27 protein-coding genes and 3 pseudogenes are annotated in these 22,937 nt (G+C 48.9%); 11 read left to right on the top strand and 19 right to left on the bottom strand.

Features of this window, described 5'->3' with window-relative positions:
- The first annotated feature begins 213 nt into the window (after positions 1-213).
- The 4 genes from CS022_RS22730 (at position 214) to CS022_RS22715 (ending at position 2,535) form a co-directional block, all read left to right on the top strand.
- The gene (locus CS022_RS22730; protein ID WP_129124176.1) at positions 214-1,014 is read left to right on the top strand and encodes a GNAT family N-acetyltransferase; all 801 of its coding nucleotides are present in this window, start codon (positions 214-216) and stop codon (positions 1,012-1,014) included.
- The gene (locus CS022_RS22725; protein ID WP_235869863.1) at positions 1,008-1,463 is read left to right on the top strand and encodes an NUDIX hydrolase; all 456 of its coding nucleotides are present in this window, start codon (positions 1,008-1,010) and stop codon (positions 1,461-1,463) included. The genes CS022_RS22730 and CS022_RS22725 overlap by 7 nt, the downstream gene beginning before the upstream one ends.
- 184 nt (positions 1,464-1,647) lie before the next feature.
- Positions 1,648-1,914 carry a VOC family protein gene (locus tag CS022_RS22720; RefSeq protein ID WP_129124175.1) on the top strand — a complete coding sequence of 89 codons (267 nt, stop codon included), beginning with the start codon at positions 1,648-1,650 and terminating at the stop codon, positions 1,912-1,914.
- A 66-nt stretch (positions 1,915-1,980) separates the two neighbouring features.
- The gene (locus CS022_RS22715) at positions 1,981-2,535 is read left to right on the top strand and encodes an AAA family ATPase (protein WP_129124174.1); all 555 of its coding nucleotides are present in this window, start codon (positions 1,981-1,983) and stop codon (positions 2,533-2,535) included.
- Positions 2,536-2,575: 40 nt separating this feature from the next.
- Here CS022_RS22715 and CS022_RS22710 read toward each other — a convergent pair whose 3' ends face one another.
- The 3 genes and pseudogenes from CS022_RS22710 to CS022_RS22700 all read right to left on the bottom strand — a co-directional run bounded on the left by CS022_RS22710 (position 2,576) and on the right by CS022_RS22700 (position 4,667).
- A complete protein-coding gene (locus CS022_RS22710) occupies positions 2,576-3,178 on the bottom strand; it encodes a histidine phosphatase family protein (RefSeq protein WP_129124173.1) in 603 nt (200 codons plus the stop codon).
- 90 nt (positions 3,179-3,268) lie between these two features.
- Positions 3,269-3,777 (bottom strand): annotated as a pseudogene (locus CS022_RS22705) (MgtC/SapB family protein).
- A 146-nt stretch (positions 3,778-3,923) separates the two neighbouring features.
- Positions 3,924-4,667, bottom strand: coding sequence for a helix-turn-helix transcriptional regulator (locus CS022_RS22700; protein WP_129124185.1), 744 nt, complete (start codon positions 4,665-4,667; stop codon positions 3,924-3,926).
- 326 nt (positions 4,668-4,993) lie between these two features.
- Between CS022_RS22700 and CS022_RS22695 the strand changes: the two genes are divergently transcribed.
- The 6 genes and pseudogenes from CS022_RS22695 to CS022_RS26925 all read left to right on the top strand — a co-directional run bounded on the left by CS022_RS22695 (position 4,994) and on the right by CS022_RS26925 (position 12,534).
- On the top strand, positions 4,994-6,076 hold the full coding sequence (locus tag CS022_RS22695) for a substrate-binding domain-containing protein (protein WP_129124172.1): 1,083 nt from the start codon (positions 4,994-4,996) through the stop codon (positions 6,074-6,076).
- Positions 6,077-6,108: 32 nt separating this feature from the next.
- The gene (locus CS022_RS22690) at positions 6,109-7,593 is read left to right on the top strand and encodes a sugar ABC transporter ATP-binding protein (protein WP_129124171.1); all 1,485 of its coding nucleotides are present in this window, start codon (positions 6,109-6,111) and stop codon (positions 7,591-7,593) included.
- Between the two features lie 15 nt (positions 7,594-7,608).
- Positions 7,609-8,589 carry an ABC transporter permease gene (locus CS022_RS22685; RefSeq protein WP_129124170.1) on the top strand — a complete coding sequence of 327 codons (981 nt, stop codon included), beginning with the start codon at positions 7,609-7,611 and terminating at the stop codon, positions 8,587-8,589.
- Between the two features lie 25 nt (positions 8,590-8,614).
- Positions 8,615-10,224, top strand: a pseudogene (locus tag CS022_RS22680) (glycoside hydrolase family 3 protein).
- Between the two features lie 122 nt (positions 10,225-10,346).
- Positions 10,347-11,726, top strand: a complete 1,380-nt coding sequence (locus CS022_RS26930) for a hypothetical protein (protein ID WP_235869861.1) — start codon at positions 10,347-10,349, stop codon at positions 11,724-11,726.
- Positions 11,727-11,808: 82 nt separating this feature from the next.
- On the top strand, positions 11,809-12,534 hold the full coding sequence (locus CS022_RS26925) for a carbohydrate-binding protein (protein WP_235869860.1): 726 nt from the start codon (positions 11,809-11,811) through the stop codon (positions 12,532-12,534).
- 161 nt (positions 12,535-12,695) lie between these two features.
- On the opposite strand, the pseudogene CS022_RS22670 reads toward CS022_RS26925, so the two are convergent.
- Positions 12,696-13,579: pseudogene (locus CS022_RS22670) on the bottom strand (PhzF family phenazine biosynthesis protein).
- Positions 13,580-13,859: 280 nt separating this feature from the next.
- Between CS022_RS22670 and CS022_RS22665 the strand changes: the two are divergent.
- Positions 13,860-14,042: an ATPase gene (locus tag CS022_RS22665; RefSeq protein ID WP_129124169.1), complete on the top strand. Its 183-nt coding sequence runs from the start codon at positions 13,860-13,862 to the stop codon at positions 14,040-14,042.
- Positions 14,043-14,172: 130 nt separating this feature from the next.
- Here CS022_RS22665 and CS022_RS22660 read toward each other — a convergent pair whose 3' ends face one another.
- From CS022_RS22660 to CS022_RS22600, 15 genes are all read right to left on the bottom strand, one after another.
- Positions 14,173-15,189, bottom strand: a complete 1,017-nt coding sequence (locus CS022_RS22660) for a phage late control D family protein (RefSeq protein WP_129124168.1) — start codon at positions 15,187-15,189, stop codon at positions 14,173-14,175.
- A complete protein-coding gene (locus CS022_RS22655; protein ID WP_129124167.1) occupies positions 15,180-15,380 on the bottom strand; it encodes a tail protein X in 201 nt (66 codons plus the stop codon). The genes CS022_RS22660 and CS022_RS22655 overlap by 10 nt, the downstream gene beginning before the upstream one ends.
- A complete protein-coding gene (locus CS022_RS22650) occupies positions 15,377-15,805 on the bottom strand; it encodes a phage tail protein (protein ID WP_129124166.1) in 429 nt (142 codons plus the stop codon). Before CS022_RS22650 ends, CS022_RS22655 begins: the two co-directional genes overlap by 4 nt.
- Positions 15,802-16,125, bottom strand: coding sequence for a hypothetical protein (locus tag CS022_RS22645; RefSeq protein ID WP_129124165.1), 324 nt, complete (start codon positions 16,123-16,125; stop codon positions 15,802-15,804). Before CS022_RS22645 ends, CS022_RS22650 begins: the two co-directional genes overlap by 4 nt.
- Positions 16,126-16,249: 124 nt before the next feature.
- Positions 16,250-18,085, bottom strand: a complete 1,836-nt coding sequence (locus CS022_RS22640; protein WP_129124164.1) for a tape measure protein — start codon at positions 18,083-18,085, stop codon at positions 16,250-16,252.
- The gene (locus tag CS022_RS22635; protein ID WP_129124184.1) at positions 18,078-18,233 is read right to left on the bottom strand and encodes a GpE family phage tail protein; all 156 of its coding nucleotides are present in this window, start codon (positions 18,231-18,233) and stop codon (positions 18,078-18,080) included. The genes CS022_RS22640 and CS022_RS22635 overlap by 8 nt, the downstream gene beginning before the upstream one ends.
- The gene (locus tag CS022_RS22630; RefSeq protein ID WP_129124163.1) at positions 18,185-18,466 is read right to left on the bottom strand and encodes a phage tail assembly protein; all 282 of its coding nucleotides are present in this window, start codon (positions 18,464-18,466) and stop codon (positions 18,185-18,187) included. Before CS022_RS22630 ends, CS022_RS22635 begins: the two co-directional genes overlap by 49 nt.
- A 3-nt stretch (positions 18,467-18,469) precedes the next feature.
- Entirely contained in the window at positions 18,470-18,976 is a 507-nt protein-coding gene (locus CS022_RS22625; protein ID WP_129124162.1) for a phage major tail tube protein, read from the bottom strand.
- On the bottom strand, positions 18,976-19,263 hold the full coding sequence (locus CS022_RS26920; RefSeq protein ID WP_235869859.1) for a phage tail sheath C-terminal domain-containing protein: 288 nt from the start codon (positions 19,261-19,263) through the stop codon (positions 18,976-18,978). The genes CS022_RS22625 and CS022_RS26920 overlap by 1 nt, the downstream gene beginning before the upstream one ends.
- Entirely contained in the window at positions 19,260-19,742 is a 483-nt protein-coding gene (locus CS022_RS26915) for a phage tail sheath subtilisin-like domain-containing protein (protein ID WP_235869865.1), read from the bottom strand. Before CS022_RS26915 ends, CS022_RS26920 begins: the two co-directional genes overlap by 4 nt.
- Positions 19,742-20,134 carry a phage tail sheath protein gene (locus CS022_RS26910; RefSeq protein ID WP_235869858.1) on the bottom strand — a complete coding sequence of 131 codons (393 nt, stop codon included), beginning with the start codon at positions 20,132-20,134 and terminating at the stop codon, positions 19,742-19,744. The genes CS022_RS26915 and CS022_RS26910 overlap by 1 nt, the downstream gene beginning before the upstream one ends.
- Before the next feature lie 100 nt (positions 20,135-20,234).
- A complete protein-coding gene (locus tag CS022_RS22615; RefSeq protein ID WP_129124161.1) occupies positions 20,235-21,158 on the bottom strand; it encodes a hypothetical protein in 924 nt (307 codons plus the stop codon).
- Positions 21,159-21,252: 94 nt separating this feature from the next.
- On the bottom strand, positions 21,253-21,708 hold the full coding sequence (locus CS022_RS22610; RefSeq protein WP_129124160.1) for a hypothetical protein: 456 nt from the start codon (positions 21,706-21,708) through the stop codon (positions 21,253-21,255).
- A complete protein-coding gene (locus CS022_RS22605; RefSeq protein WP_129124159.1) occupies positions 21,708-22,508 on the bottom strand; it encodes a hypothetical protein in 801 nt (266 codons plus the stop codon). The genes CS022_RS22610 and CS022_RS22605 overlap by 1 nt, the downstream gene beginning before the upstream one ends.
- A 25-nt stretch (positions 22,509-22,533) precedes the next feature.
- On the bottom strand, positions 22,534-22,872 hold the full coding sequence (locus tag CS022_RS22600) for a hypothetical protein (RefSeq protein WP_129124158.1): 339 nt from the start codon (positions 22,870-22,872) through the stop codon (positions 22,534-22,536).
- Positions 22,873-22,937 lie beyond the last annotated feature (65 nt).

The following is a 22,937-nucleotide window of genomic DNA, read 5'->3' as shown; positions in this document are numbered from 1 at the left end:
GTCGGTTAATACCTCTGATAGGGTATACGTACAAACATGGGTTACGCTTTTTGCTTAATGTATGCACTTTGAACTTCATTAACAGCCAGCGATCAAGAGCTTGTTTGCTGCGCTTCACTCTCCCAGACAAATTTGAAATCTAAATCATCCTGCTTGTGCATAGCATACCAAGAGCAAAACGTCATCGACGATCTAACACCAGGAAGAAATTTAATGCCTCATAGCCATTCTATCGCCCAACAATCAGAATCCATTTTTCATCGTTTCTCGGGCATCGTCACTCACAAAGACGGTTATACCCTTGTGAAGACACCGTCTAACCCGACGTATTTTGGTGGGCATTACCTGATCTTAGATTCACCGCCAGAGGCAGATAAATTTACGCATTGGGAACAAACCTTCCGCAATGAGCTCCCTGATTCAGAGCACCTGCTATTGAGCTGGCGATGTCCCGACAATCAGGAAGATATCGATGTGAGTTATTTCTCTGGCAAAGGATATGACATTTCTCACTCGGTATACCTTACTGCAAAGCAATTCAGAGAGCCTGAACAACTCAATCACTCACTGACTATTCGTAAAATCATCTCAGATGACGATTGGTCTGCGGTTCTCGAATTAGACTTATTACAAAACAAAAATTTCGAGCCTGAGAAGTACAGGACATTCGCAACCACGCATTACCAAACATATAGAGAAATGACCGCACAAGGTCTTGGAGATTGGTATGGCGCATTCTTGAATGATCAACTTGTTGGTCATTTAGGCTTGTACTATGACGGAGAAATTGGTCGCTTTCAAAATGTAGTCACTCACCCAGATTTTCGCCGCCAAGGTATCTGTAAAACCTTGGTGTACTCAGTGTCAACACAAGCGAAAACCACACTGAATCTCGAGTCTCTGGTGCTCGAAGCGGATGAAGAATATATCGCAGCGAACATTTATAAATCTCTTGGCTACGAAGAAACAGAAAGAACCATGTCTGTCTGTTGGTATGACAAAACAAAATGGTAATCAACAAAATGCGGATTGACCAAACACTACTCGAACAACGCAAAATAAAAGTATGCCCAGTAGTAACTAGAACAACCGATGAAGGGCGAGAAATTCTGGTCTTTCGTCATCCCCTTGCTGGCATTCAGCTTGTTAAAGGTACCCTTGAAAAAGAAGAAGAGTTGGCAGACGCCGCGAAAAGAGAGTTATTTGAGGAGTCAGGACTGGAGTTACAAAGTCAGCCAACCTTCTTACAATGTTGGCATTCAGAGCATGATAACCAAGTCTGGTACTTCTTTGACTGCAATATTGAGGTGGCAGCAGAGAGGTGGGCGCATTTCACACAAGACGGTGGCGGTCATCATTTTCAATTCTTCTGGCATCCCATGCAAAGCCCTCCCAGCAAAGACTGGCACCCTGTATTTCAGCGTGCATTAAAAGAGCTTCGCAACTGGTTTTCTGTTGAGTAAATGGCTTCCGCATCAGACCCCACTGTTACAGTGGAGATACATGGGTGTATTAGCTATCCAGACACAATAAATCATAGAAAATAGTTGCTTGATATCACTTTATGCCAACCCTGAACCACATTGCCCACTGAGATGTCAGATAATATAGGCATAACAAAAAACAAAGACAGTCGCGAGGAATCTTATGCCCGTATTAGCAAAGATTGACCATATCCACATCTATGCCCCAGACAGGCTTGAAGCTGAAAAATGGTACACAGATGTACTCGGTTTTGAGCGAATTGAATCCTTGATGCCTTGGTTTGAAGAAGGTGGCCCCCTTACAATGGGCAACGGCGGTGTACATATCGCACTTTTTGACGGCGACAGCGAACCTCATCCACGACAGCATTCGCCGTTGATGCGCAAAACTATATCGCGTGGAAAAGACACCTCAAGGTACATGCTGTAACTTATCGGGAGGTAGACCATCGCTTATCTTGGTCAATCTACTTTTCAGACCCGTACGGCAACCCTTTTGAAATCACCACGTATGAGAGATAAACGCCCTACTGTTTTTATGCTTTGCGGTCTACCAACATCTGGGAAGAGTACCTTTTCTCGTCAGATGACGAAAGAAGGTAAAGCATGCCACTTCTGCCTAGATGAAAGGATGATTCGTAATCACGAATTAACAATTGATGATGAACGTTACGGCGAGTTAACGCGTCAAGAAAAAGAACATATTTGGCAAGAGGCTCTTGTCGCGTTAGCAGCCGGGCAGGATATTATTCTTGATTGGAGTTTTTGGAGCGAGGAGCAACGGAAAACGTGGGCACTGCGTGCTCAGAAACATGGCTTCCTACCACACGTCATATATTTCGATACGCCATTGCCATTGATCAAGCAACGACTGACAACCCGCAATGAAAAGGGAGACAAAAACCGGGTGCATATCATCTCTTATGAGGAGGTAGTGCGCTTTAGCCAGTTTTTCGAAGCCCCCAGTGATATAGAAACTGACTTCAAGCTGACTCGTATTTCCGTTGAGCAATCGTTAACCCATTGCTCTCAATCACTACAAATTGAATAACGCACAGTAGGTAACGCTTTCCCCAACAACAGGCTACTCGCTAAATGTCTTTAGCGGGTACCCTATCTCCGTTACTCGCAAGCCGCTTTATCTCGCCTGTCTCATGATGCGGTAAGCTGCGGTGTTGGCCCGGATCAATATCGTGAAAAGCGGTTTGTAGAATCTGGAGAGTGTCTCCATGAGCGACAAGAAGAATGACTTTATCGTGATATTTCTTTTCAAGCTCGTTAAGCAAACTTACCGCCCGAGAACACACATTTTGGGCGCTTTCGACATGATTATCGGTGTGGCTAGAATCAAGTCTATCTTGCAACCACACACTCTCATATGCTGATGACGGTTGCCCTTCTAATTCACCAAAATAGCGTTCGCGAAGTCGAATCTCATCAACAGGATCTGGCAGCGAAAAGATATCAGCGACGATTTCAGCCGTTTCTCTTGCGCGTTTAAAATCTGAACATAAGATCATATCTAAGGTTTCACCGCCGAGGGTGAGCGCCGATTCTCTTGCTTGGCTCTCTCCCAATGGTGATAGTCCAAATTGCGAACACCCCGTTTTGGGGTCGCTGACGATAAGATCAGCCACATTCGCCTCACTTTGTCCGTGACGCATAATTAAATACGTATTTTTGAAAACAGCCATACATTCTTCCTTGGTTAAGACTTACGTCATCTCATGTTGGCGATTCAATGCTATTCCATCAGGTTACTGATCTTCTGTGATTCGTCAGCATTAACTCTCTGGCACTTCGCAGATTACGTCATTATGGTCGCGTTTGCGTCGTTTTCTTTCCCAGCGTCTGTGCACGCCTTTTCTCAAAGAGGAAAAAGTCAGTTCTACTTTATCTATGCCCACCAGCACAAATACCACAAATGCGCTTAAAATAAGGCTTGTCGACCATAGTCAAACGCAATGATTAAGCCTAAGCCCGCCATCAGCCAGACAACCGCCGCAGAAGTAACCCCTTGAACCTGTCCATCTCTAGCCATCATCACACCGGCACCGAGAAACCCAACACCGGTAACGATTTGGCCAAGCACACGTGAGTGATCGAGCGAGCTGTCAGAAAGCGAAATCGCCAGACGCATAAACATATAGGTACCAAGCACCACCAGTATGGCCGTTCGAATACCGACAGGTTTGCCCCGCAGTTGTCTTTCCAAACCAAGCAACCAGCCACACGCTGCGCACAGCAGCACACCATGCCAGCTGAAAGGGGTAATATCTAAAAGATCTTGCACGTTCCGTGAATCCGAAGAAAAAAGGAGGGCGACTATCTATTTATCGGCAAGCGGCGTCAACAACTTCATTACAGTAAAAATGTTTCAAAGTGCGTCGAGATTTTCCTAAACAACAACGCATTGATCAGCAGACTATTTTTATTGGCTTACTTTGTTTCAAGTGTCTGAAGGTAGTTTCTCAGATTCACACCGCGGTTAGTAATTCCAAGCTTATTTCTTAAACTATTCCGATGATTTTCAACCGTTTTCTTAGCCACATTCAGTGTATTAGCAATTTCTTGGCTCGACATACCACTGCGAATGAACTCAGCGACCTGAAACTCAGAGGGCGTCAGCACCGAGAGAAGTTGGTTGTTCACATCGGGCTCCGTTAACAAAGTTTCCATGTTGGTCTGAATAATTTCAAGGCAGAGTTTAAGACTGGGATCTTCAAGCTGGCCTAATTTGGCTTTTACCTCTGGCAAATGTGTTTCTTCGATATCTCTTTTCAAATCATCACTCATCTGTGCGCCACCAGAATCGTTAAGTACGCTGATGGAGGCAGACAACTCCGTGATCAACTGATAGTCACGCTCAATGGCAGAGAGCTTACCAGCATCAGCAAGAGCGTCTTTTGCTTCGATTTGTAAACAGAAAACGATGTCATCCTCACTGCTTTGAAAGCGTGCCATTTCAAAGTGTAAATTCGCCACACTGAACTGGAGCATGGAGCCTGACTCAGAGATATAATCGCGAATAGCCGACAAGTTGTCAGCACCCACTAGGAAAATGAGATCATTCAAGTTCGATAAATTCAACGACACGACAGGGTAATTTGTATCAATAACATTGCCCAAATCGTCGAAAGCGACAAAGTAGATATCCCTGTGTGTTAAAAGCGCATGGTACATGCTGATCAGTTGGCTATTATTTTTTTTAGCGCCATTGTCCATGAACGTTTCTACCCTCTCTTCTTCTGCAAGCGAAAACTTCCTACCTAGCACAACATCATAACACCTAGTTTATACCTATATAAGTAATGGGTGTTTGCCTACTTATTTCCTCAAAACTTTCGAGAACCAAGACCAATTAGGTATTAACTAATTCATAAAATTACGTAACTCATTGCGAGTGTTATCACTTTGTTAAAAGCTTTTTGCGAGATCTTTAGCACATTAAATACTCACATAATACCTATATTAGTACTCATGTATTACCTACAAAGATGAATAAGCTGATGACAAATAATAGATTCTTCTCAAGAACAGCCTGGCTGGCAAGTAGTGTACTCATACTGATTTTTGGCTCATCGTCTCATGCAATCGCAGAGACCGAAGGCCCAAACGGCGAGAAAGCCGTTCCTTACACAAATATCTCTTTGACAGCAAAACAGCAAGCTGAAGCGAGAGAAAAGAACCTAAAAGCTGCCATTTTGATGCATAGCACCTCTGATTGGTCTAATGCATTGATTGCAGGGGCAAAAGATACCTTCTCCAAACTGAACATCGAAATTGTAGCAGTCACCGATGCTGAATTTAATGCCAACAAACAAAAAACGGATGTTGAAACAGCACTTGTCAGAAAGCCTGACATTATCATTTCTTTGGTTGTTGACCCTGTATCAGGTGCAGCGGCATTCCGCCCTGCCATTGAACAAGGTACCAAACTGGTTTTAATCAGTAATTTACCGAGTGGCTTCGAGCATGGGAAAGATTACGCTGGTATCGTCACTGATGACCTTTTCCAAATGGGGCGAATTGCCGCTGATCTCATCGCCGAAGCCGTCGACGGGTCTGGTAATGTCGGCTTCATCCATCATGAGGCCGATTACTACGTCACCAACCAAAGAGATCAAGCCACACTTTCGAACCTCAAACGTTTCTACCCCGACATTAATGTTGTTGCCAAACGAGGCATTGCAAATGCTCACGACGGCGAAGTCATCGCGTCTGCCATGATCACGCAAAACCCCAACCTCAAAGCAATTTACGCCCCATGGGACAGCATCGCTGAAGGTGTTGTTGCAGCAACTCGCGCTGCTGGCAGAAAAGATATCAAAGTCATCACCATGGATCTCGGGGCAGCAAATGCACTCGACATGGCCAAGAACCGAAACGTATCAGGCATTGTGACTGATCTTCCTTACGAGTTGGGGGAGACATTAGCGCGAATGGGAACGTTGGCAAAACTGGGTGAATATACACCGCCTTTTGTCACCGTCGGTGCCAGCGCGGTAACACGCGATAACCTCATCAGTGCTTGGGAAAACGCACTGAAAAGGCCCGCTCCCAAATCTGTATACAGAGCACTGAGCAAGTAAGTGCGGACGTCTAACGATAAGGAGGGATGATTTTGGATATCGCAATTGAAGCGTCAGACATCAAAAAAAGCTTTGATGGCACTCAAGTACTGAAAGGCGTCAACTTCACGTTGAAAAAAGGCGAAGTTCACGCGCTCCTGGGACAAAACGGAGCGGGTAAGTCGACCTTGGTGAAAGTGCTGAATGGGTTTCACTCGCGTGACAGTGGCAATGTCTCTATGTTCGGCGAAGAGGTTGAATTCACAACACCCAAAAGTGCGCAGCGAAAAGGCATCGCCATGGTCTATCAAGACCTGAGTCTGGTGCCTAGCCTTAGCGTTGCCGACAACATATATCTCAATCATCCAGACATGAATATGTCACTTTTCTCAAACCGGACAAGAGAAAAAATGACAACGCCGATACTGGAGTTACTCGGCGTCAATATTCAGGCCAGCGATCTCGTTGAGACATTGAGCCTTGGCGAACAGCAACTGATCGAAATAGCGAAAGCCTTAGCTGTTGATGCGCAAATCATTGTGTTAGATGAACCGACAGCTTCGCTTTCGTCAAAAGAAACGCAAGAGCTGTTCAAGGTTATAGAAACGCTCAAGCAACGCGGTATCACCATTATCTACATCACCCACTATCTGGCTGACGTCATGCAAATCTGCGATTCCGTGACGGTATTGCGTGATGGCCACACAGTACTTAAGACGACCACGAGGGAAACATCTATTCCTATGCTGGTTGAGGCCATGCTTGGTGATAAATCAGACACCTACTTCAACTGGCTGTCCACACGACAAGTTGTTGAAAATAAAGTGCCCTTGCTCGAATTAAAAGAAGTCAGTAATAACCACCTTAATGACATTTCACTTACTGTTATGCCCGGACAAGTTGTAGGGCTGGCTGGTTTGCTGGGCAGTGGTCGTACTGAAATCCTTGAAGCGATTTATGGCATCACGCCACCCAGTTCAGGAGAGATATTGATAAACGGAAAACCTGTGCAAATTTCGTCGCCAAAAGATGCCATTCAAAATGGTATCAACATGGTGCCGGAAGAGCGCAGAACTCAGGGACTCGTTTTAGATTTTTCGGTCTCAGACAACATCTTGATGGCCTCGTTCGACAGGATCGCCAAATCATCGGTGATCAACAAAGGCTCAGGGCAAACCATTGTTGAAAACACGATGAAAAAGCTGGGAGTCAAGGCTGAAAGTGCCAAACAAGCTGTACGCTTCTTGTCAGGAGGCAATCAACAAAAAGTGGTGATTGGTAAGTGCATGTCTACCAATGCCAACGTGTTACTTCTTGATGACCCGACGTTTGGCATCGATATCAACGCGAAATACGAAATCATGAAAATCGTGGACCAATATGTCGCGCAAGGTCATGGCGTCGTGTTTGTTTCCAGTGAATACGCAGAAATCGGTAATTTCTGTGACGTTATTTATGTCGTTAAAAAAGGACGAATTGCACAGCGACTGGCAGGTAATCGAATGTCTGAAGATGCCCTGCTGGCAGCGGTTCAATAAGAATAGGGAGTTCCCATGACTGAAAAGGTTCTGTCTCTACCCAAACAACTGAAACACATTCAGTGGCGTGATTATATTATCTACTTTGTATTTATCGGTATTTTCGCCTTTTTCTCTTTGATGCTGCATGACAAAGGCTTCTTGTCTTCTGTTAATTTGATGAACATTGCCCGCCAAACCGCAACCATTGCGATCATGGCTGTGGGCATGACCTTCGTGTTGAGTGCTGCAGAAATTGACTTATCGTTTGGTGCTACCGTTGCGCTAGCCGCTATCGTTTCCGCGCTGACGTTACAAGAAACCGACAGTATTTTACTGGCTGTTACAGCGGCTCTGACTGTCGGTACCATGATTGGTTTTATCAATGGTGTATTTGTCACCCAGATAGGTATCCCCTCTTTCTTAGTCACCTTAGGTACCACAGGTATTATCACGGGCATCGCCCGCTGGACGACATCGCTTCAATCGATCCCTGTCGATAATGACACCTACGCCTTTATTTTCGGCTCTGGTGATATCGGCCCCTTTTCTGTGTTATTCATCTGGACGCTGGTAGTCACCGTCATTGGCGCATTCGTGCTCCGAAACACTACATTCGGCAAGCATGTGCTGGCGACAGGTGGCAATAAAGTGTCTGCGATGTACTCTGGCATCAATGTTAACCGCGTCAAATTATATGTACTCATGATCAACGGCTTTCTTGCCGCACTGGCAGGCATCCTCTACTCAGGTCGCCTTTACAGCGCACGTTACACACTGGGAGAGAGCGACCTGATGCTGGTGATTGCCGCTGTCATTATCGGTGGCACCAGCCTCTTCGGAGGAAAAGGCACCGTGGTCGGCTCCGTCATCGGCGCACTGATCATGGGCATGGTGAATAACGGTTTGGTCCTGATGGGGCTTAATGTTGACCAGCAACTGATTTTGCGCGGCATCATCATCATTGTTGCGGTGACATTCACCATGGGACAAATCAAGCAATTACGTAAAAAGTAAGCCCAAAAGGAACTTTGGAGAAACCATGAAAAATAATAATGACATAGCAAAACAGGTTGCAAGCTGGAGCCTGAAAGAGAAAGTTGGCCAACTTTTCATTCTGGCGTTTCCGGGTAAATCCGCCCAGACCGCTGAAACCATGATCGCCGAATACAACCTCGGTGGCTGTTACTTGAGTCAGGACAATGCAGACACCTTTGAGGAAGCAAGAAACCTCAACAAAGACCTGCAATCCATGCTCGATGCAAACAACCGCTTGCCTCTTTTACTCGGTGTTGATCAGGAAGGTGCTTGGGGCGTGCTGGTCGGCGAATCCACAACCGGACCGGGCAATCTCGCATTAGGAGTATCTGATGATGTTGCTGGCACCAAAAGCATGTACAAAGTGTTTGGTGAAGAAATGCGCTCGGCGGGTTTCAACTGCATTTTGGGCCCTTGCTGTGACGTTAACTTGAACCCGAATTCTCCAATCATCGATACGCGCTCTTTCGGCGATCAGCCGAGCAAAGTTGGCGCACATTCTGCCGCCGCAGTTGTCGGATTGAGTGATGGCCAAATTGTCTCTTGTGCTAAGCACTTCCCAGGTCATGGTGATACACATGGCGATACTCACCGAGACATACCGCGTGTCGACAAAAGTTATGACGAGCTGAAATCAAATGATCTCGCACCCTTCCAGGCGGCCATTGATGCGGGTGTAGATCTCATCATGACCAGCCATATTCTCTATCCACAACTGGACGAGAAAAATCCGGCCACCCTTTCCAGCACCATTCTTGAAGACGTATTAAGAAAAGATATGGGCTTCGAAGGCATCATCATCTCTGACAGCATGAACATGGGCGCAATTCAAAATCACTATGCGCCTGTGGATGCGGCCGTCAAAGCCATGAAGGCGGGTATCACAATGATCATGCTGTCTGAAGAGCACTATGATCACTCAGACGCATACCTTGATAAGCAACTCGCAATGATACACGGCCTTATTGATGCAGTTGAAAGCGGAGAGCTGGATGAGGCGATTATCGATGACGCAGTTCGTCGTGTGGTTGAATTCAAAGTAGACAAGCTCCTGCCTCAACCCCTGTTTGCTGACTTTGATTTAGGCGCGAATCTGCGCGTGGCCCAAACCGCAGCAAACGACGCCGTCACTTGGGTTCGCGGTGGCGTAAAAGACATTTCAGATAAGCCGATTTATCTGCTCAACGCCACGCCTGATTCGAGCTATCACAATCTCATGAACCCCCGCGGCATTGGGCCGAATCAGGCAATACCTGCATTTAATGTGTTCCAGCAAGCGCTGAAAAGTAAGCATTCAGACTGCCGTGATGTCACCATTCGCGATTTGTCTTCATGCCAAGATGGCTACATCGTCGTGGTCACTGAAAACCACCCGCTACCCGGCGAAGACTTCGATCAAGTAGAAGCAAAACTGACCGTTCAAATGCTCAGTTCAGACTTTGACAACGTCATTGTCGTGGGCCTCAGAAGCCTTATGACTTATTAACTTACGACAAGGTCTCGCATTACCTGTGCGCGCATTCCCCACGGCCAGAAAGTGCTGTCGCTGCGGCAAATATTTTGCTCGGCGACGGTGAGCCCAGTGAAGGAAAAGCCGTCATCAACGTTAGCTAAACAGAACTAAAAAAATACAAGAAGAATTACTCCTGCTGCCTCACTGGCAGCGGGACGGAGCTTTGCTGTCTTTTTTCAGCCAAGCACACACTAAACCTCTACCCTACAAACAAGAGGAAAATATGTTTAACACAAGAAAAACATTGCTGGGATTCAGCATTGCATTAACGTGCGCAGCACCTGCTCACGCATCTGGTGTTCAAAATTTTCTTGATTCACTGAGAGACTTTGAATCAGGCATTAACCCAGCAAAAGCTGAGTTTTATCTCGAAAATCTTAACAACCCAGTTTACACCTACGCGCAAGTTACTGAGCCGGGCAGACTGGTTCGTGATTGCTCAACCGGTGAGATGATCTCTGAGCCAACAACCATCAGTGATTTCTTTAAGAAGCTGGGTATTGATGGCATCTACAATCAAAACTCGCCAAATGACCCTGCCATGTTCAAAGAGATGCAATATAACTCGATGAATGCATGGGGCTTTATTGGTTATCAATTGGGTGAAGCACTGCTGATTGACTCAGGCTACTACAGCCCAACCACAGCAGTTGTTGATGGCGTCGAGTACGACAGCTTTTACATGTTTGTCCCAGATTCCACATGGATAGGCTGTAAAACTGAAGCACTTGCAGAAATTGAAGGCTCTGGTGGTAACAAAGTCTACGTAACAGATAACAACCGCTGGCAGGGTACTTTCGTCGGTAAAAATGGCGTTAACTCTCTCGCTGACCTGAGAAAACCTGAGAAGCAAGAGTTGGTAATGCGTGACGCGATGCACTTTAACTACAAAGTGCTGACCAAGCTTCTCTCTGACGCCAACATGACGTGGGAACAAGCACTGAATAAGAGCTGGCCGGGTACAGATGACAATGGCCAACCTATTGAAGTCAAAGCAACCATGTCAGGTCTTTTAGCTGCATCTCACCTTCGCGGTGCATGGGGCACGGGCGCGCTGTTAACCAAAGACAAGATCACCTGTGACGAGCTTGGTACTTGTATCACAAAGTATGTCTACAAGTTTGGTGGCTTCGACACCATCTTTGATGTACCCGGAGACAGCACAACACACGGGTCACAATACCCAGAAGTACTGACCGCAGGTTGGGGTAACGATACTGTCATTACTGGCGGTGGCAGCGACACGCTGAAACTCAACGAGCAACAAGGATCGGTCACAACCGTTGTCGACTTTACCGTCGGTGATGATCTGATCGTACTCAGCGGCTGGGAGGCGACCGATCCACTGGCTGGCCTTGTTGTTGGCGATACTGGTGCAGGTGCAGAGCTGCAATTTGCCGGGCAACGCGTTGTTCTGAATGGCGTTCAGGCTTCGGCAGTTCAAGCTGACCCATCAGCAGTGATCGTTAAATCAAGCATCTACCGCTCGCATGGCGTGGCACCGCTGTCGTTAACGGCTTCAACCCTAAAGTTGACAAGATTGAGGGAACAGCGGGTATCGGCTTTAAACACCTTAAAGCTTACCAAACTGAAAACTCACTGATCATCGGTCCACAGTCTAAAGATGGCGGCATTTATGCGTACTACGACTGGTAGGTCTGACACTTGCAGACTTAAACCCAGATATGTTCGTTAACGTGACAGGTAGCTTCGACCGTCTTGGCTACATCGTGCCCCTCAACCATAAAAACTGGGGATGGAATATGGAGCTGGTTGTCAGCACGTTCGATGTTGACAAAACCGTCCTGTCTATTGCTAATAATCCGACACCTTTTGAAAGCGTGAAAGTCACTCAAGAAGGCGCAGATGCGGTTATCTCTCTGCTTGAACCTTTCTCTCGTGGCGATAAGAAAAAGATCGTTCTGAAAAATACCGATGTGACGACGCTGTCTGGTAAGAACTTCCAAGGCTTTACGGGTGACTATTCAGAAGCGACCATCGATATTCCTGTCTTCTTTGACATCTCAGTCACTGTTAACGGCGTGGGCGGATCTGTGTCACCTGCACCTGACGCAAACGGCGTGATCAAAGGGAAAGGAGGCACAGACTTCACGATTACCTTTAACGCAGACGAGGGTTATGCGGTTGAGTCAATCATTGTCGATGGACAAGCTCAGCAACCAGCAAGCTCATATACCTTCTCAGCACTCAGCGGCGCACACTCAGTAAGTGTATCGTTTAAGGAGAGCGATACGCCTGTGTGCCCTGCACCATGGGATCCAACGAAAGTGTATGTGGCCGGCGACTTGGTGACCTACGAAGGCAGTACTTATGAAGCGAAATGGTATAACACCAATACAGCTCCGGGTGGCCAGTGGGGTCCTTGGAAACTGCTAGGTCCATGTAGCTAACTGTTTCTCTATAAATATCATCACTCAGTGATGTTTTTGGGCAGCGTAACGCTGCCCTTTTTTATTTTTTTCATCACGCCGCTTCACTCGCAGCAGGAAACAAAAAAGCCCGCAATGGCGGGCTTTTATCTGTAAATTGCAACGCTTTAAGTTACAACAGGCTAGCTCACCAAACGCGTTAAACGATACGGAACACGCTGCGGCTTGTCGCTAGCACCACCAACATAAACACGGTTTATTTCATCACCGTCAGCATCGACGTTGGCTGACAAAATCGAGCGTTTACCCAGCGCTTCACCCTGCTCGAACACATAACGGTTGCGGGTACCTTGGTAACGGTAAAGATAGGCAGCCAGCGCTCCTGCAGCGCTTCCTGTTGCCGACTCTTCATTAATACCGAGTAAAGGTGCGAAGTTGCGGCAGCGAGCTGAAATATCTGATTCGTGTGGTGTTAACGCAAAAAGATGGAAGGCACACGTCTTAGACTTCTTGTTGAAGGCTTTAATCGCCTTAAAGTCTGGCTTTAAGCGCTCAAGAACACTTTCATCAGCCAGCGGTACAATAATGTCACTCAGCCCTGTAGACACATCGATAATTGGCATTCCCGTCGCCAAGATATCTTTGGTCGTCAGGCCAAACAAGCCGACAACATCTTCAGGCTGGAAGCTCAAGCCAAACACAGGCTTGGTTTGCTCCATCACCACACGCCCGTCATCGATAATCTCAACACCCAGTACACCTGCTTTCGTTTGCTGTTTTAGCAAGCCAGCAGGCTCTTTACCGAGCTTAAATAAGGTTGAAAACGTAGCAACGGTCGCGTGACCGCAAAAGTTCACTTCTTCTGTCGGCGTAAAAAATCTCACCTGATAGTCCGCTTTTTTTGACGGCAAACAAAAGCAGTCTCAGAATATCCAAGTTCAGACGCCACCGACTGCATGTCATCATCAGTCAGGTGCTCTGCATTGAGTACGACACCAGCGGTATTACCTCCCTGGCCATCCGCAACGAAGGCTTCGGAGCGATAAACTTCTAAAAAATCAGCCATATTACACATCCTTTGTTTCCGCCCTTTATGGATCTCCAGTATGTCTCTCAAACATACATCTATTTGTTACAGTGTTACATAATTGGAAAAAACACAAGTTTTTGATTGAAATTTAGAGAAAAACAAGCAATTTCAATATATTGACTTAATTATCAAAGAGTAACGGTCAATGAAAAGCCGATAAGAGGTCTATCTTTAAGCATGCTAGAGACCCGCTATTGCTTACAGCGCATCGCCTCTCGTAAAATCAATGCACATTGAAATAACAATCGAGCATGCCATGAGTGATTTAAAAGACTTGGATACACTCCTTTCAGGGTTAGAGGAGAAAAAGCCAGAGGTTCCCCTTCCCTCTCTGGAAGAGCAAAAGAAGATTGCACAAGAGCTGAAAGAGCTTGAAGCACGCGGCGAGCTGTCGCCGGAAATCATGGAAAAGCACTTCGCTAAAATCTGTCCTGAGTAATATAAGGCGAGGTATTTCCTCGCTTTTTTCTTCAAATGGCGGAAAATTCCGATGAAAACGAATGACGTTGTAGGCTCTGTATAATCATGGAGTTACAGATCGTTTTGGAGGGACTTTCCGTCGATCCACGTCATTTCATCACCGCTAACTCATTGATTTTCCGTTTTCCAGATATCCTGAGGACATAACCCTCTTCTGACAACATATGTGTCGCTGTTTCTACAATCCATTCCCCATTCACGCCTTCACGAATGCCCGATAAGACCAGTGGCGTCTCAGCTAGAATATCTGCCCTGCCCGGCAGTTCAATATCGAGCCTTGCTTTGCCCGTGGCGAACTGTCTTCGTTGCGCCTCAGCAGCCTGTTTGGCATCAGCCTCATCTTTGTACAAGGTCCGCAAGGTATAAACGGGCTCTCCCTCACCTGCCGTCACCGTGTGTTCCTTTGCCTCAGCCACATCTCGGTATCGTGCCACCACGGATTGATAGCCATCTCGCTCGGTCAGGCTGACTTCCCAATTTGTTAGGTCAGGTTTGCTTAACGTGATGGCTGGTAATCGCCGACCGCTGGCCGTTTTCGACTCCCCGCGTTTAACTAACAATAAATGCTCTCCGACAGGCTTGGCAATCGCCCCCAGTTTTCGGCCCAAGCGGGTCAGCAGCTGCAGGTCACTCTCATTGCTTTGGTGCACCACCTCATAATCAATCGCCGTTAAGTCCTTCCCGAGCTTGGCCGTCAGTTGATGTTCATCGGCAATGGTGGTGAGAATATGGTCCAGCAGAATACGCCGGACGGGCTTACCGGCTTGTTGCCATGTCCGTGTTTTGGGGACTTTAAGCGCCTTGTGCATGTCGGCGGCTTTCCCTCTGAGGGTTAGCGTGTTCGGTGGCCCGCTCAGTGTTATCTCATCCACCACGTATTCGCCCATCAAAGAGAGGCCCGTTTCCTGATACCCCATCGACACGGTGAGTCTTGCCCCTGTTCGGGGCAGTGCAAGCGCGTGCTCTTCATCATCCAGCCTTATTTCCACGCTGTCTGATTGAATACCTGCATGGTCTGTCACCGTGAGTCGGAGAAGCCGCTTGGCAATCAAAGCAGTGATGTCACTGCCATCGGCCACTATCTGGCAACGCGGCGTCAATCCCACAGCTTGAGCCCCTGTGAAGCGGGCGGTGTCACCATCGGTAATTCGATATTCAGACCCGCGGGTAAAACAGGGCCATGTTGTGACAAGTGGGGATTAGCAGCAAGAACGGACTCCACTGCGCCAGACAGCAGGCCATAATGTCGCCACACCAGTGCATCGAGGACATCCCCGTCTTGAGTGACAATCTTCATTGCCCTGTCTCCCTGAACGGGTACCAGTCATTGACCCGGGCGTTACGCCCTGCCTGATGTTTTCGCAAGGTCAGCGAGAATCGAATGGCTGAAGGCGTACCGTCTTTGGCAAAGGTGTGCTGGTTTTCCCTCACCACATCAATCACCCAACGGCCGAGCACTTTGCCGGTGCCTTCGACCAACAGCAGCGGCTCACCGCGTCCGGCCTCACGCCTCAAGCTCTCCAACTGGCCAAGGCCTCCGCGATAATGCGGGTAAATCACGCCATCAAGGTCGAGTTTATCCTCGCCGGGGCCAATAAACTGGAGGGCAGGTTGCTCGACCAGCCGTGCCTGCTCTCCCCACCGGTATCGGGTCTCCCGCGATTTCCCCTCATAGGCCGCCGTATCCAGACTGAAACGGTAACGCCCTAACATCAGCATCATGGCATTACGTTCTCCTGATAATCGAACAAGGCACCACGCTGTCTCGCCTGCGTCTCCCGCTCCTTCATCCGCATCTCTTCTTGCACAATCCGCCTTGCCAGCCTCTCACCATCTTCGCCCGGTTGCTGCACCACGGTGATGGTGTTGTGCTGCTCGAACTGCGAAACGTGTTGAGGGGCGTTTGGAACCGTCGGGATTGACGGCGATTCTGTTGTTGTTGACGGTAAAGAAGCCATTGTTGACGGCGGGATGTCACTGTCATCACTCGGACCGAATGCCCAGTCAATGGCTGCTGTGACTGCCCTTTGGTGTCTTGCCATGCCCCATCCATGGCGTCACCGACCGAATCGCCTATGCCGGTCACCACCCCGATGTTCTCCCCAATCCACTGGATCGCCTCTTGCAATGACTGAAGCGGTGCCAAGGCAGCGGAGAATGCATCGCTCAACCATTGCCCGGCCATGCGACCTGCTGCCCGACGGTATCGAACAGCGCCAAAAGCGGAGTCATCATCGGTACTAATTGGCTGACCGCTTCCGTCACCCATTGCCACGCGAACGACAGCGCCATGATGGCCTCTCGAATCGGCAGCAGTGCTATAACCCACTGAGAAAACTGGCTTGACCATGTCAACGCCAACTCGATGCCGGTCTGGATAAACGCAATCAAGGCCCCGAACGGAGACAGCAATGCGGTTATTCCCTCAGCAACAACGCGGCCGAAGGTTTGCCCGGCAGACGTGGCTTTGTTCAGGGCTTCGGTGGTGGCGGCAGTCGGCGTGAACAATGAAGAGAGACTGTCAGAAAGCCAGCTCACCGCCTCCCCAATGGCCGTAAACACCGGGCCCAACGGCGCAAACATCGTCTTTATTGGGGCTGCTGCCTCACGAAACCCGGAGACCACACCAAGGCTGAAGGCTTTTATCTCCTGCCAAAAAGCCATCACCACTCCGACAGCAACCGTGACCGCGGTGATAATGAGGCCAATGGGACTCGCCGCAAAGACCACCCGAAGCACCGAGCCTGCCCGCATCAGAAGGTTGAGCTTGGACAGAAGAAAACCGATCCCGTTTTTAGCGAGCCGGATAAGCTGAAACGCAAACCCACCCAAGGCTTTCATCGTCATCAATACCGACACCACAAACTTACTGGCCATCAATCCGGCCAATGCCAACAACAGTGGCTGCCATCCGCCCAGTGCCTCGGCGACGCTTCCCGCTGCCCACGCAATGTCCCGCGATACCGCTACGGCTGCGGTCCCAAATTGCCAGAGGGCTTTGAGCCCGGTGATGAGCGATTCTGATAACCGTTTGGCGTAGGCTTCCAACTGCCCGCTGTCGGCCATGGCATTGATAGTGGCGAGAATGTGCCTGAGTTTACCTCTCATAAAGTCGAACACCCCGGCTTCCATCACCATATTGGTAAAGCGGGTCCATTGGTCGGAAAGGTTGGAGACCATGCCGGACCACGTTCTCGACAAGCGGTCCATGGCACCGGAGTATTTCTGGTCAAAGATTTCTGACAGTGCCTCTTCAATGGCCCGTCGATCGTTCTTGTCGACATCCACGGATTGTTGCTGGCCATCCTTACCGGTGAAAGCATAAGTGATGGTGTCGCCTTCCGTGCTGGCTTTGATCCCAAACTCTTTCAGCCGTTCATTTTCCCCTGTGACCGCATCAGCAATGGCTTCCACGGCCTGCATCAAATCTTTACCCATGGCGGAGGAGGTGTTGCCGAGGGTCATCAGAAGGCCATTGGTCGGATCCATGCCGTAGGCACGAAGCTTCACAAAGGCCTCATTGACCTCGGCCAGTTCATACGGGGTTTTGGTGGCAAAGTCACTGACCCACTGCATCGCCTGCCGGGCTTTCTCGCTGCTGCCTTCGGTCGTTTCAAGGATGGTCTGGAAGCGTTCAAACTCGGCGGCCGTATCGACAAACTGACTTTTAAAGCCCCACCCCGCAAGGCCTGCCACCACGCCCAGTTTTAAGCCCAGTGAAGCAGCTTCACTGCTGGCATTGCCAAGGTGGGAGGCAAGACCCGCTACTTGTCTGTTTAACCTTGTCAGCGAATCCGTGACCAGTTTGTGTTTGATGAGCACGCGGTTGGCGGCGTCGGTCCGTTTTCGAAGCGACTCCTGCCGTCTGGCAAAGGCTTCAGCCGCAGAGCCCGCACCGTGGTAAGTCCCGGAGAGTTTCTCGGTATTTTTTCGAATCCGTCGCAGTGGCTCGGTGATCTTATCGACCGCCTTGAGCACCACGGACACGGCCATGTCAGCCATGGTGACCTCCTGCCCGTTTACAGGCTTCCCGGTGCCAACGACTCAGGTCGGCCAGTTCCAGCTCCCAAAGTTCAGAGGGAGGCCAGTGGAATACAGTGGCTAAATCGGCGAGGACGCCGAAGAGGTGGTCACCGGGGCAGAGGCCGATAAAAAACCGGCCACTACCTCGCTGATGGCCTGAAAATCACTGGCGTCCAGCTCCTCAATAGCATGCGGGGGAAGCTCCGCCAGATGAGCAATCAGTCCCATCGACTTAGCAATTTCTCCACCTTTCGCGGTTTCCATGTGTTTGAGGTCCCGGGCTTTGGGTCGCCTCAGCGTCACCTGCGACAACAGCTCGCCTTCTACCTCAATGGGGTAATTCAGGGTCACGACTTCCATGGCCTAAAGTCCTATGTGTTTGCGGGTATCAGCCAGCTGGTCGACGCCATTAATTTTGCGCACCATGTTAGCGACATCAATTTCGTGCAGGTCTTCCCCATTGACGGTCAGGCGGTAATACCGCAGGGACATCGACACTTTAAGCGGGGTGTTATCGCCACTTTTCCAACTGCCAAAGTCCATTTCGGTGACAATGCCCCTAAGCGTCGCCACGACGGGAAACTCGGTCCCATCGTCTTCGTTGATCACCGCGCCTCTGACCGTAAGGGGAATGGCATGGCCTGCCTTGAGGCCAAAGCTCGTGAGGACATTCTTGTCGAATTTGGACAACGAAAAGTCGCTCTCGAGTTTCTCCATGCCCATGTCGATATCAATCGGCACGTTCATCCCGCCACCGCGGTATTCCTCGGTTTTGAGTTTCAGTTTGGGCAGGTTGAGCTCATCAATGACCCCGGCATACCCTTTGCCGTTTACATAGAGGTTCATCTCCCTCAGCGTATCTTTGAACATCAGACGATCTCCTCCAGATAGTCATTGACCAGACTCGACCGGAAGGTGATGTGTTCGGCCGGGTAAGGGGGCGTGAAATCAAAGTCGAAGAAGACTTTACCCTGTGCAATGTTCGATGGTGTATTGAGATCCGGGTCAGCCCAACATTCGCCACCGAGGATGGCTCCAAGGGCCTTGAGGTCGCGCAAATACGCATTGACCCCTTCGGTCACGTCTTCGAGGTAGGTGGCCGTAATGTTCTGGTCCACCGCCCACATATGGGCCCGCAATAAACTCTCGTTGATCATGTCTGCGGTGCGCCTGACCGACAGGAACGCCCACTTGGGGTCACTCGAGCAGGTGCGGTTACCCCAAAGGCGAAAGCCATCTTTTCGGATGACAGTAGCCACGTCATTTTCGTTGAGGTAATTGGCGCGGGCATTGGTATCCCCGAGGTAAAGTCGATAGGTCTTTCCGTGCCCGTAATGCCATAAATTTCAAGGTTCGACGGTGACCACCAAAAGCCACGGTCATTGTCCGATCGTGCAATCAGTCCGGCTACTCGTGCGCTCATCGGCTCGACAGATTCTTTGGCCGAGACGGTATCGAACACTTTGGCTTTGGGGTCGACCACGTAGACGCGGCCGCTGCCGAAGTTCTGCCGATAGGCAATGGCATCCGCATCTTGGGTGCTGGGGCCATCCGCGATGATCACCGCTCGCAACCTGTCAGCAATACCCATCATGTCAGCGACCACGGCCTGCTCACTGGTAAAGCCGGGAGCAATCAGGATTTTAGGCGCAACACCAAGGACAGATTCGGCCGCCAGTAAGGCTTGTACGCTTCATAATCGCCAGTGTCGGCATCAACGCCGCCAATCACGTTGGCCAGCTGCTGGTTAGCGTCTTTGTCATGTTCAACGCGAATGACCACCACCATGGCCCCTGCCTGATCGAAAATGCCATCGACAGCAGAGGGTAAACTGCCTGCGATGCCAAGGGGCGCGGCTTCTGTGCGTTTACCGGCAATCAGGACCGGCGTATTAAGGGGGAAGATGGCGGTATCAGCATTCGGTGCAGTACCGACAAGGCCAATAACAGCACTTTTGACGGTGCGGATAGGACGTGGTCCGCCGTTAAGCTCGACCACCTCCACCCCGTGGAGGAACTGTCCGGGCATGTGTTGTCCTCAGGTTGGGAGCAAATGATCCCAGAGGATGCACCGGACAGGCATTATTGGTTAGGTGAAATGCTGCACTTGGACAACCAATCAAGGCGCTCTAGGAGGAGTGTTTGACATCATCACAATCAGAAATGACAAGCACTAACCTTGCAATCGATTTTTCATTTAAGTCAAACCACTCAAAGTCGAGTTTTGCTCCGTTCTCCATGACTTTTTTTACCCCAGAACTACTGCATATATCATTGATGAACTTGTCTTTTGCATTCCATGGCAAGTTGACATCATCTGCCACTTTCGACTGGTATGTATATTCATATTTCAAAGAGTCAAAAGTGGCATAAACCCCAATACCTTTTGGCCGAATTAAACCTTTGTATTTTGTATCTTCGACTGTTTTTCTCTCAACAGATAGTTGTTGATTAATGTAGGCAGAACGAACAAACCATTGCTGCAACTCCTCATCGAATTCGTCAGCGAGGGAACGGACTAGTTTTTTTGAGTGCTTATTCAGCTTTGATATTTTCTTTGTCCTTTCAGAATCCCGATTTTCCGGGTAGCCGGGAAACACTATTTCAAAACACTTTCGAGCTCTATCAGTGGTATTTTCTCGAAATTCTTTTTTTGGAACAAAGTATCTCGAAATACCTGAAACATAGATACTCTCACAGTCCTCAGATTTATATACTTCGAGTACATTTTTCATTTCTTCTTCATTGAAGGCTTCTTTCAGTGCTTCGATTTTTTTTAACTTATACTTCTCCGAGTATATATAAGTGCGGAAATACTCCTTCAATGTTGGCAATTGATAGCTATATGTTCCGGCCGGTTCATCTTTTTCAAAAATGTTTTTGATGACAAACTTTGCGCTGAGTTGTGAAAGCTCGTCTAAGGATTTTTCCGTATGATATGCATTGAAGAATTCGGTATACGGATCTTTGTCAGACTTTGAAAAGGCAGTGCTAGAAGTTGAAAAGATGATGGCGAGAAAAAATAGATTTAGGCACCGACGTAGATTTGTCATTTGTATTTCCTTTCTTTAGAAAAGAAAGGGTATTCAAATGCGGTATCGGTGCCTACTTATCGGTCCAATTTATGCGGTCAATATGGTTTTTTTGCTAGCTTTGCCCCAATACCTCAGCCACTGCCGTTGCCCGTGATTCGATGTCCTCGACCACCGACTCGAGGCCTTTCACCTGAAACGGCAGTTTTACTTCCCCACTCTCGACTTTGGTCAGGAACGAAGAGGCAAGGTCATTGAAAGGGCCAGCTGCCTCCCTCACCTCAGCCAACGTGCTGGCTGCATTGAGTTTGACCACCAACTGACAGAAACCAAACAGCAGTAATTGGACGCCATCGGCAGTGGTACCGAGGAGAGAAGCTTGATCACCCGCTTCATCCTCAATTTTCTCGCGAATGGCCGTCGTGACCTCAAACTTGGTTTCCGGCTCTAGAGACACATCTTCGGGTAAGATTTCGTGGCCCAGTGTTTCCTGAACAATACTGAGTGCATCTAAAAACGCTATAGCACCATTGAAGTTAGCGATAGTCTGGCCCTGATAGTTAATACGCATTACTTACTTCTCCGGTTAATGATGGTCGCAGCGTCTCCCTCACTAAGAATTGGAAGTACGTTGATCATGGCAATGAACAACTCGCATTCCTCAGCGTGGTCGATATTGATGTTCATGTAGTTGCCACACACCTCACTTTGGCCCACGTTCTGGTCAATGAAATGCCATGTGCGGATGGAAGGGACGTTAATCTGACCACCATCGTCGGTGAGACCAAAGTCAAAGCTAAGTGGACCTTTATTCACATATACATAGGAACGGAAACGGCTTTTATGGCGTTTGTACGTTTCAATCATTCGGAACATGCAGGAATTGGCATAGTTGTGGCGCTCTCCTGCGGGTTTGTATATCCGCAAAATATGACCACCCGGCGTTCCTCCCCACCCATCAGCAAGACCACCTCGGCGGACCCTAGGCCCTTTGTTGTAGCGGCCAAAATAGTAAGGGTTGGCTTTGGTGGCATCATGAATGGAGGACGAAGCGGAAGCAGGCTTTTCTGGGACATACGGCCCTTCAAAGCCTTTGGTAAAAGGATGAACCGCTTCAATGGTGACACTACCGCGTGTTCCCCACCCCTCTAATGGACCATTACCGAGGTCGTGCATGAAGGGGTTGTAATTAAGTGGCATGGCCATGAGGTGATCGCGTTGATGAACAAAACCGCTGCTGGTTCGCCAGCTTTGAAACTCCCTCTCAGCTCGCGCGACCCTCTCATCGATATGGCGGATTTTTCCATCCACTGAATCGGTCAGCCGGTTAGTGGCTTTCACCAGATCCGCTATGTCTTTCTCAAGGGACATAATGCCTCCTATCCTAGTTTGTCTGTCAGGTAGCGGCGCATGCATCAATCTGCACGGTCGCGGTCTGGGCCTGCAGCGTGGTTCGCCACAGGGCATCGTGTTCAAGGTCGTCTTTCAATGTCAGGTACCGGCGCAGGTGGTCAACATGGGTCGCTGCCATTTTTGCCAGCTCCGGGGCCACCAACAGGTTCAAGTCTGCGCCTCGGTCAATGATGGTGACCGAGTCAGCGGGGACGCCAGCCAGCACTACATCAAAGGCCAGTAAGAGGTCTATCTCGGGAGATTTGTAGGCCAGCGCTTTGCCGGGTTCGGAATAAACCGCGAATAATGTTCCGTCCTCGAGGAAAAAGCCCACTTCACGCACCAAAACGCTTTGGCACTGTCATCAATGACGCTTAAATGTATTTGGGTGGGCGTCACTTTTTGACC

This window comes from Veronia nyctiphanis (assembly GCF_004116385.1).
GTDB lineage: Bacteria > Pseudomonadota > Gammaproteobacteria > Enterobacterales > Vibrionaceae > Veronia > Veronia nyctiphanis.
This window is presented reverse-complemented; position numbering and strand designations above follow the sequence as displayed.

Excerpts from the sequence above, each read along its gene's own strand:
- CS022_RS22640 (WP_129124164.1), bottom strand. The coding sequence starts at position 18,085 with ATGGCTGACATGGCCGTGTCCGTGGTGCTCAAGGCGGTCGATAAGATC.
- CS022_RS22615 (WP_129124161.1), bottom strand. The coding sequence starts at position 21,158 with ATGACAAATCTACGTCGGTGCCTAAATCTATTTTTTCTCGCCATCATC.
- CS022_RS22725 (WP_235869863.1), top strand. The coding sequence starts at position 1,008 with ATGGTAATCAACAAAATGCGGATTGACCAAACACTACTCGAACAACGC.
- CS022_RS26920 (WP_235869859.1), bottom strand. The coding sequence starts at position 19,263 with ATGATCAACGAGAGTTTATTGCGGGCCCATATGTGGGCGGTGGACCAG.
- CS022_RS22610 (WP_129124160.1), bottom strand. The coding sequence starts at position 21,708 with ATGCGTATTAACTATCAGGGCCAGACTATCGCTAACTTCAATGGTGCT.
- CS022_RS22720 (WP_129124175.1), top strand. The coding sequence starts at position 1,648 with ATGCCCGTATTAGCAAAGATTGACCATATCCACATCTATGCCCCAGAC.
- CS022_RS22730 (WP_129124176.1), top strand. The coding sequence starts at position 214 with ATGCCTCATAGCCATTCTATCGCCCAACAATCAGAATCCATTTTTCAT.
- CS022_RS26930 (WP_235869861.1), top strand. The coding sequence starts at position 10,347 with ATGTTTAACACAAGAAAAACATTGCTGGGATTCAGCATTGCATTAACG.
- CS022_RS26925 (WP_235869860.1), top strand. The coding sequence starts at position 11,809 with ATGTTCGTTAACGTGACAGGTAGCTTCGACCGTCTTGGCTACATCGTG.
- CS022_RS22625 (WP_129124162.1), bottom strand. The coding sequence starts at position 18,976 with ATGTTCAAAGATACGCTGAGGGAGATGAACCTCTATGTAAACGGCAAA.
- CS022_RS22695 (WP_129124172.1), top strand. The coding sequence starts at position 4,994 with ATGACAAATAATAGATTCTTCTCAAGAACAGCCTGGCTGGCAAGTAGT.
- CS022_RS26910 (WP_235869858.1), bottom strand. The coding sequence starts at position 20,134 with ATGCCCGGACAGTTCCTCCACGGGGTGGAGGTGGTCGAGCTTAACGGC.
- CS022_RS22630 (WP_129124163.1), bottom strand. The coding sequence starts at position 18,466 with ATGGAAGTCGTGACCCTGAATTACCCCATTGAGGTAGAAGGCGAGCTG.
- CS022_RS22605 (WP_129124159.1), bottom strand. The coding sequence starts at position 22,508 with ATGTCCCTTGAGAAAGACATAGCGGATCTGGTGAAAGCCACTAACCGG.
- CS022_RS22665 (WP_129124169.1), top strand. The coding sequence starts at position 13,860 with ATGAGTGATTTAAAAGACTTGGATACACTCCTTTCAGGGTTAGAGGAG.
- CS022_RS22655 (WP_129124167.1), bottom strand. The coding sequence starts at position 15,380 with ATGAAGATTGTCACTCAAGACGGGGATGTCCTCGATGCACTGGTGTGG.
- CS022_RS22645 (WP_129124165.1), bottom strand. The coding sequence starts at position 16,125 with ATGGCAAGACACCAAAGGGCAGTCACAGCAGCCATTGACTGGGCATTC.
- CS022_RS22700 (WP_129124185.1), bottom strand. The coding sequence starts at position 4,667 with ATGTACCATGCGCTTTTAACACACAGGGATATCTACTTTGTCGCTTTC.
- CS022_RS22685 (WP_129124170.1), top strand. The coding sequence starts at position 7,609 with ATGACTGAAAAGGTTCTGTCTCTACCCAAACAACTGAAACACATTCAG.
- CS022_RS22710 (WP_129124173.1), bottom strand. The coding sequence starts at position 3,178 with ATGGCTGTTTTCAAAAATACGTATTTAATTATGCGTCACGGACAAAGT.
- CS022_RS22650 (WP_129124166.1), bottom strand. The coding sequence starts at position 15,805 with ATGATGCTGATGTTAGGGCGTTACCGTTTCAGTCTGGATACGGCGGCC.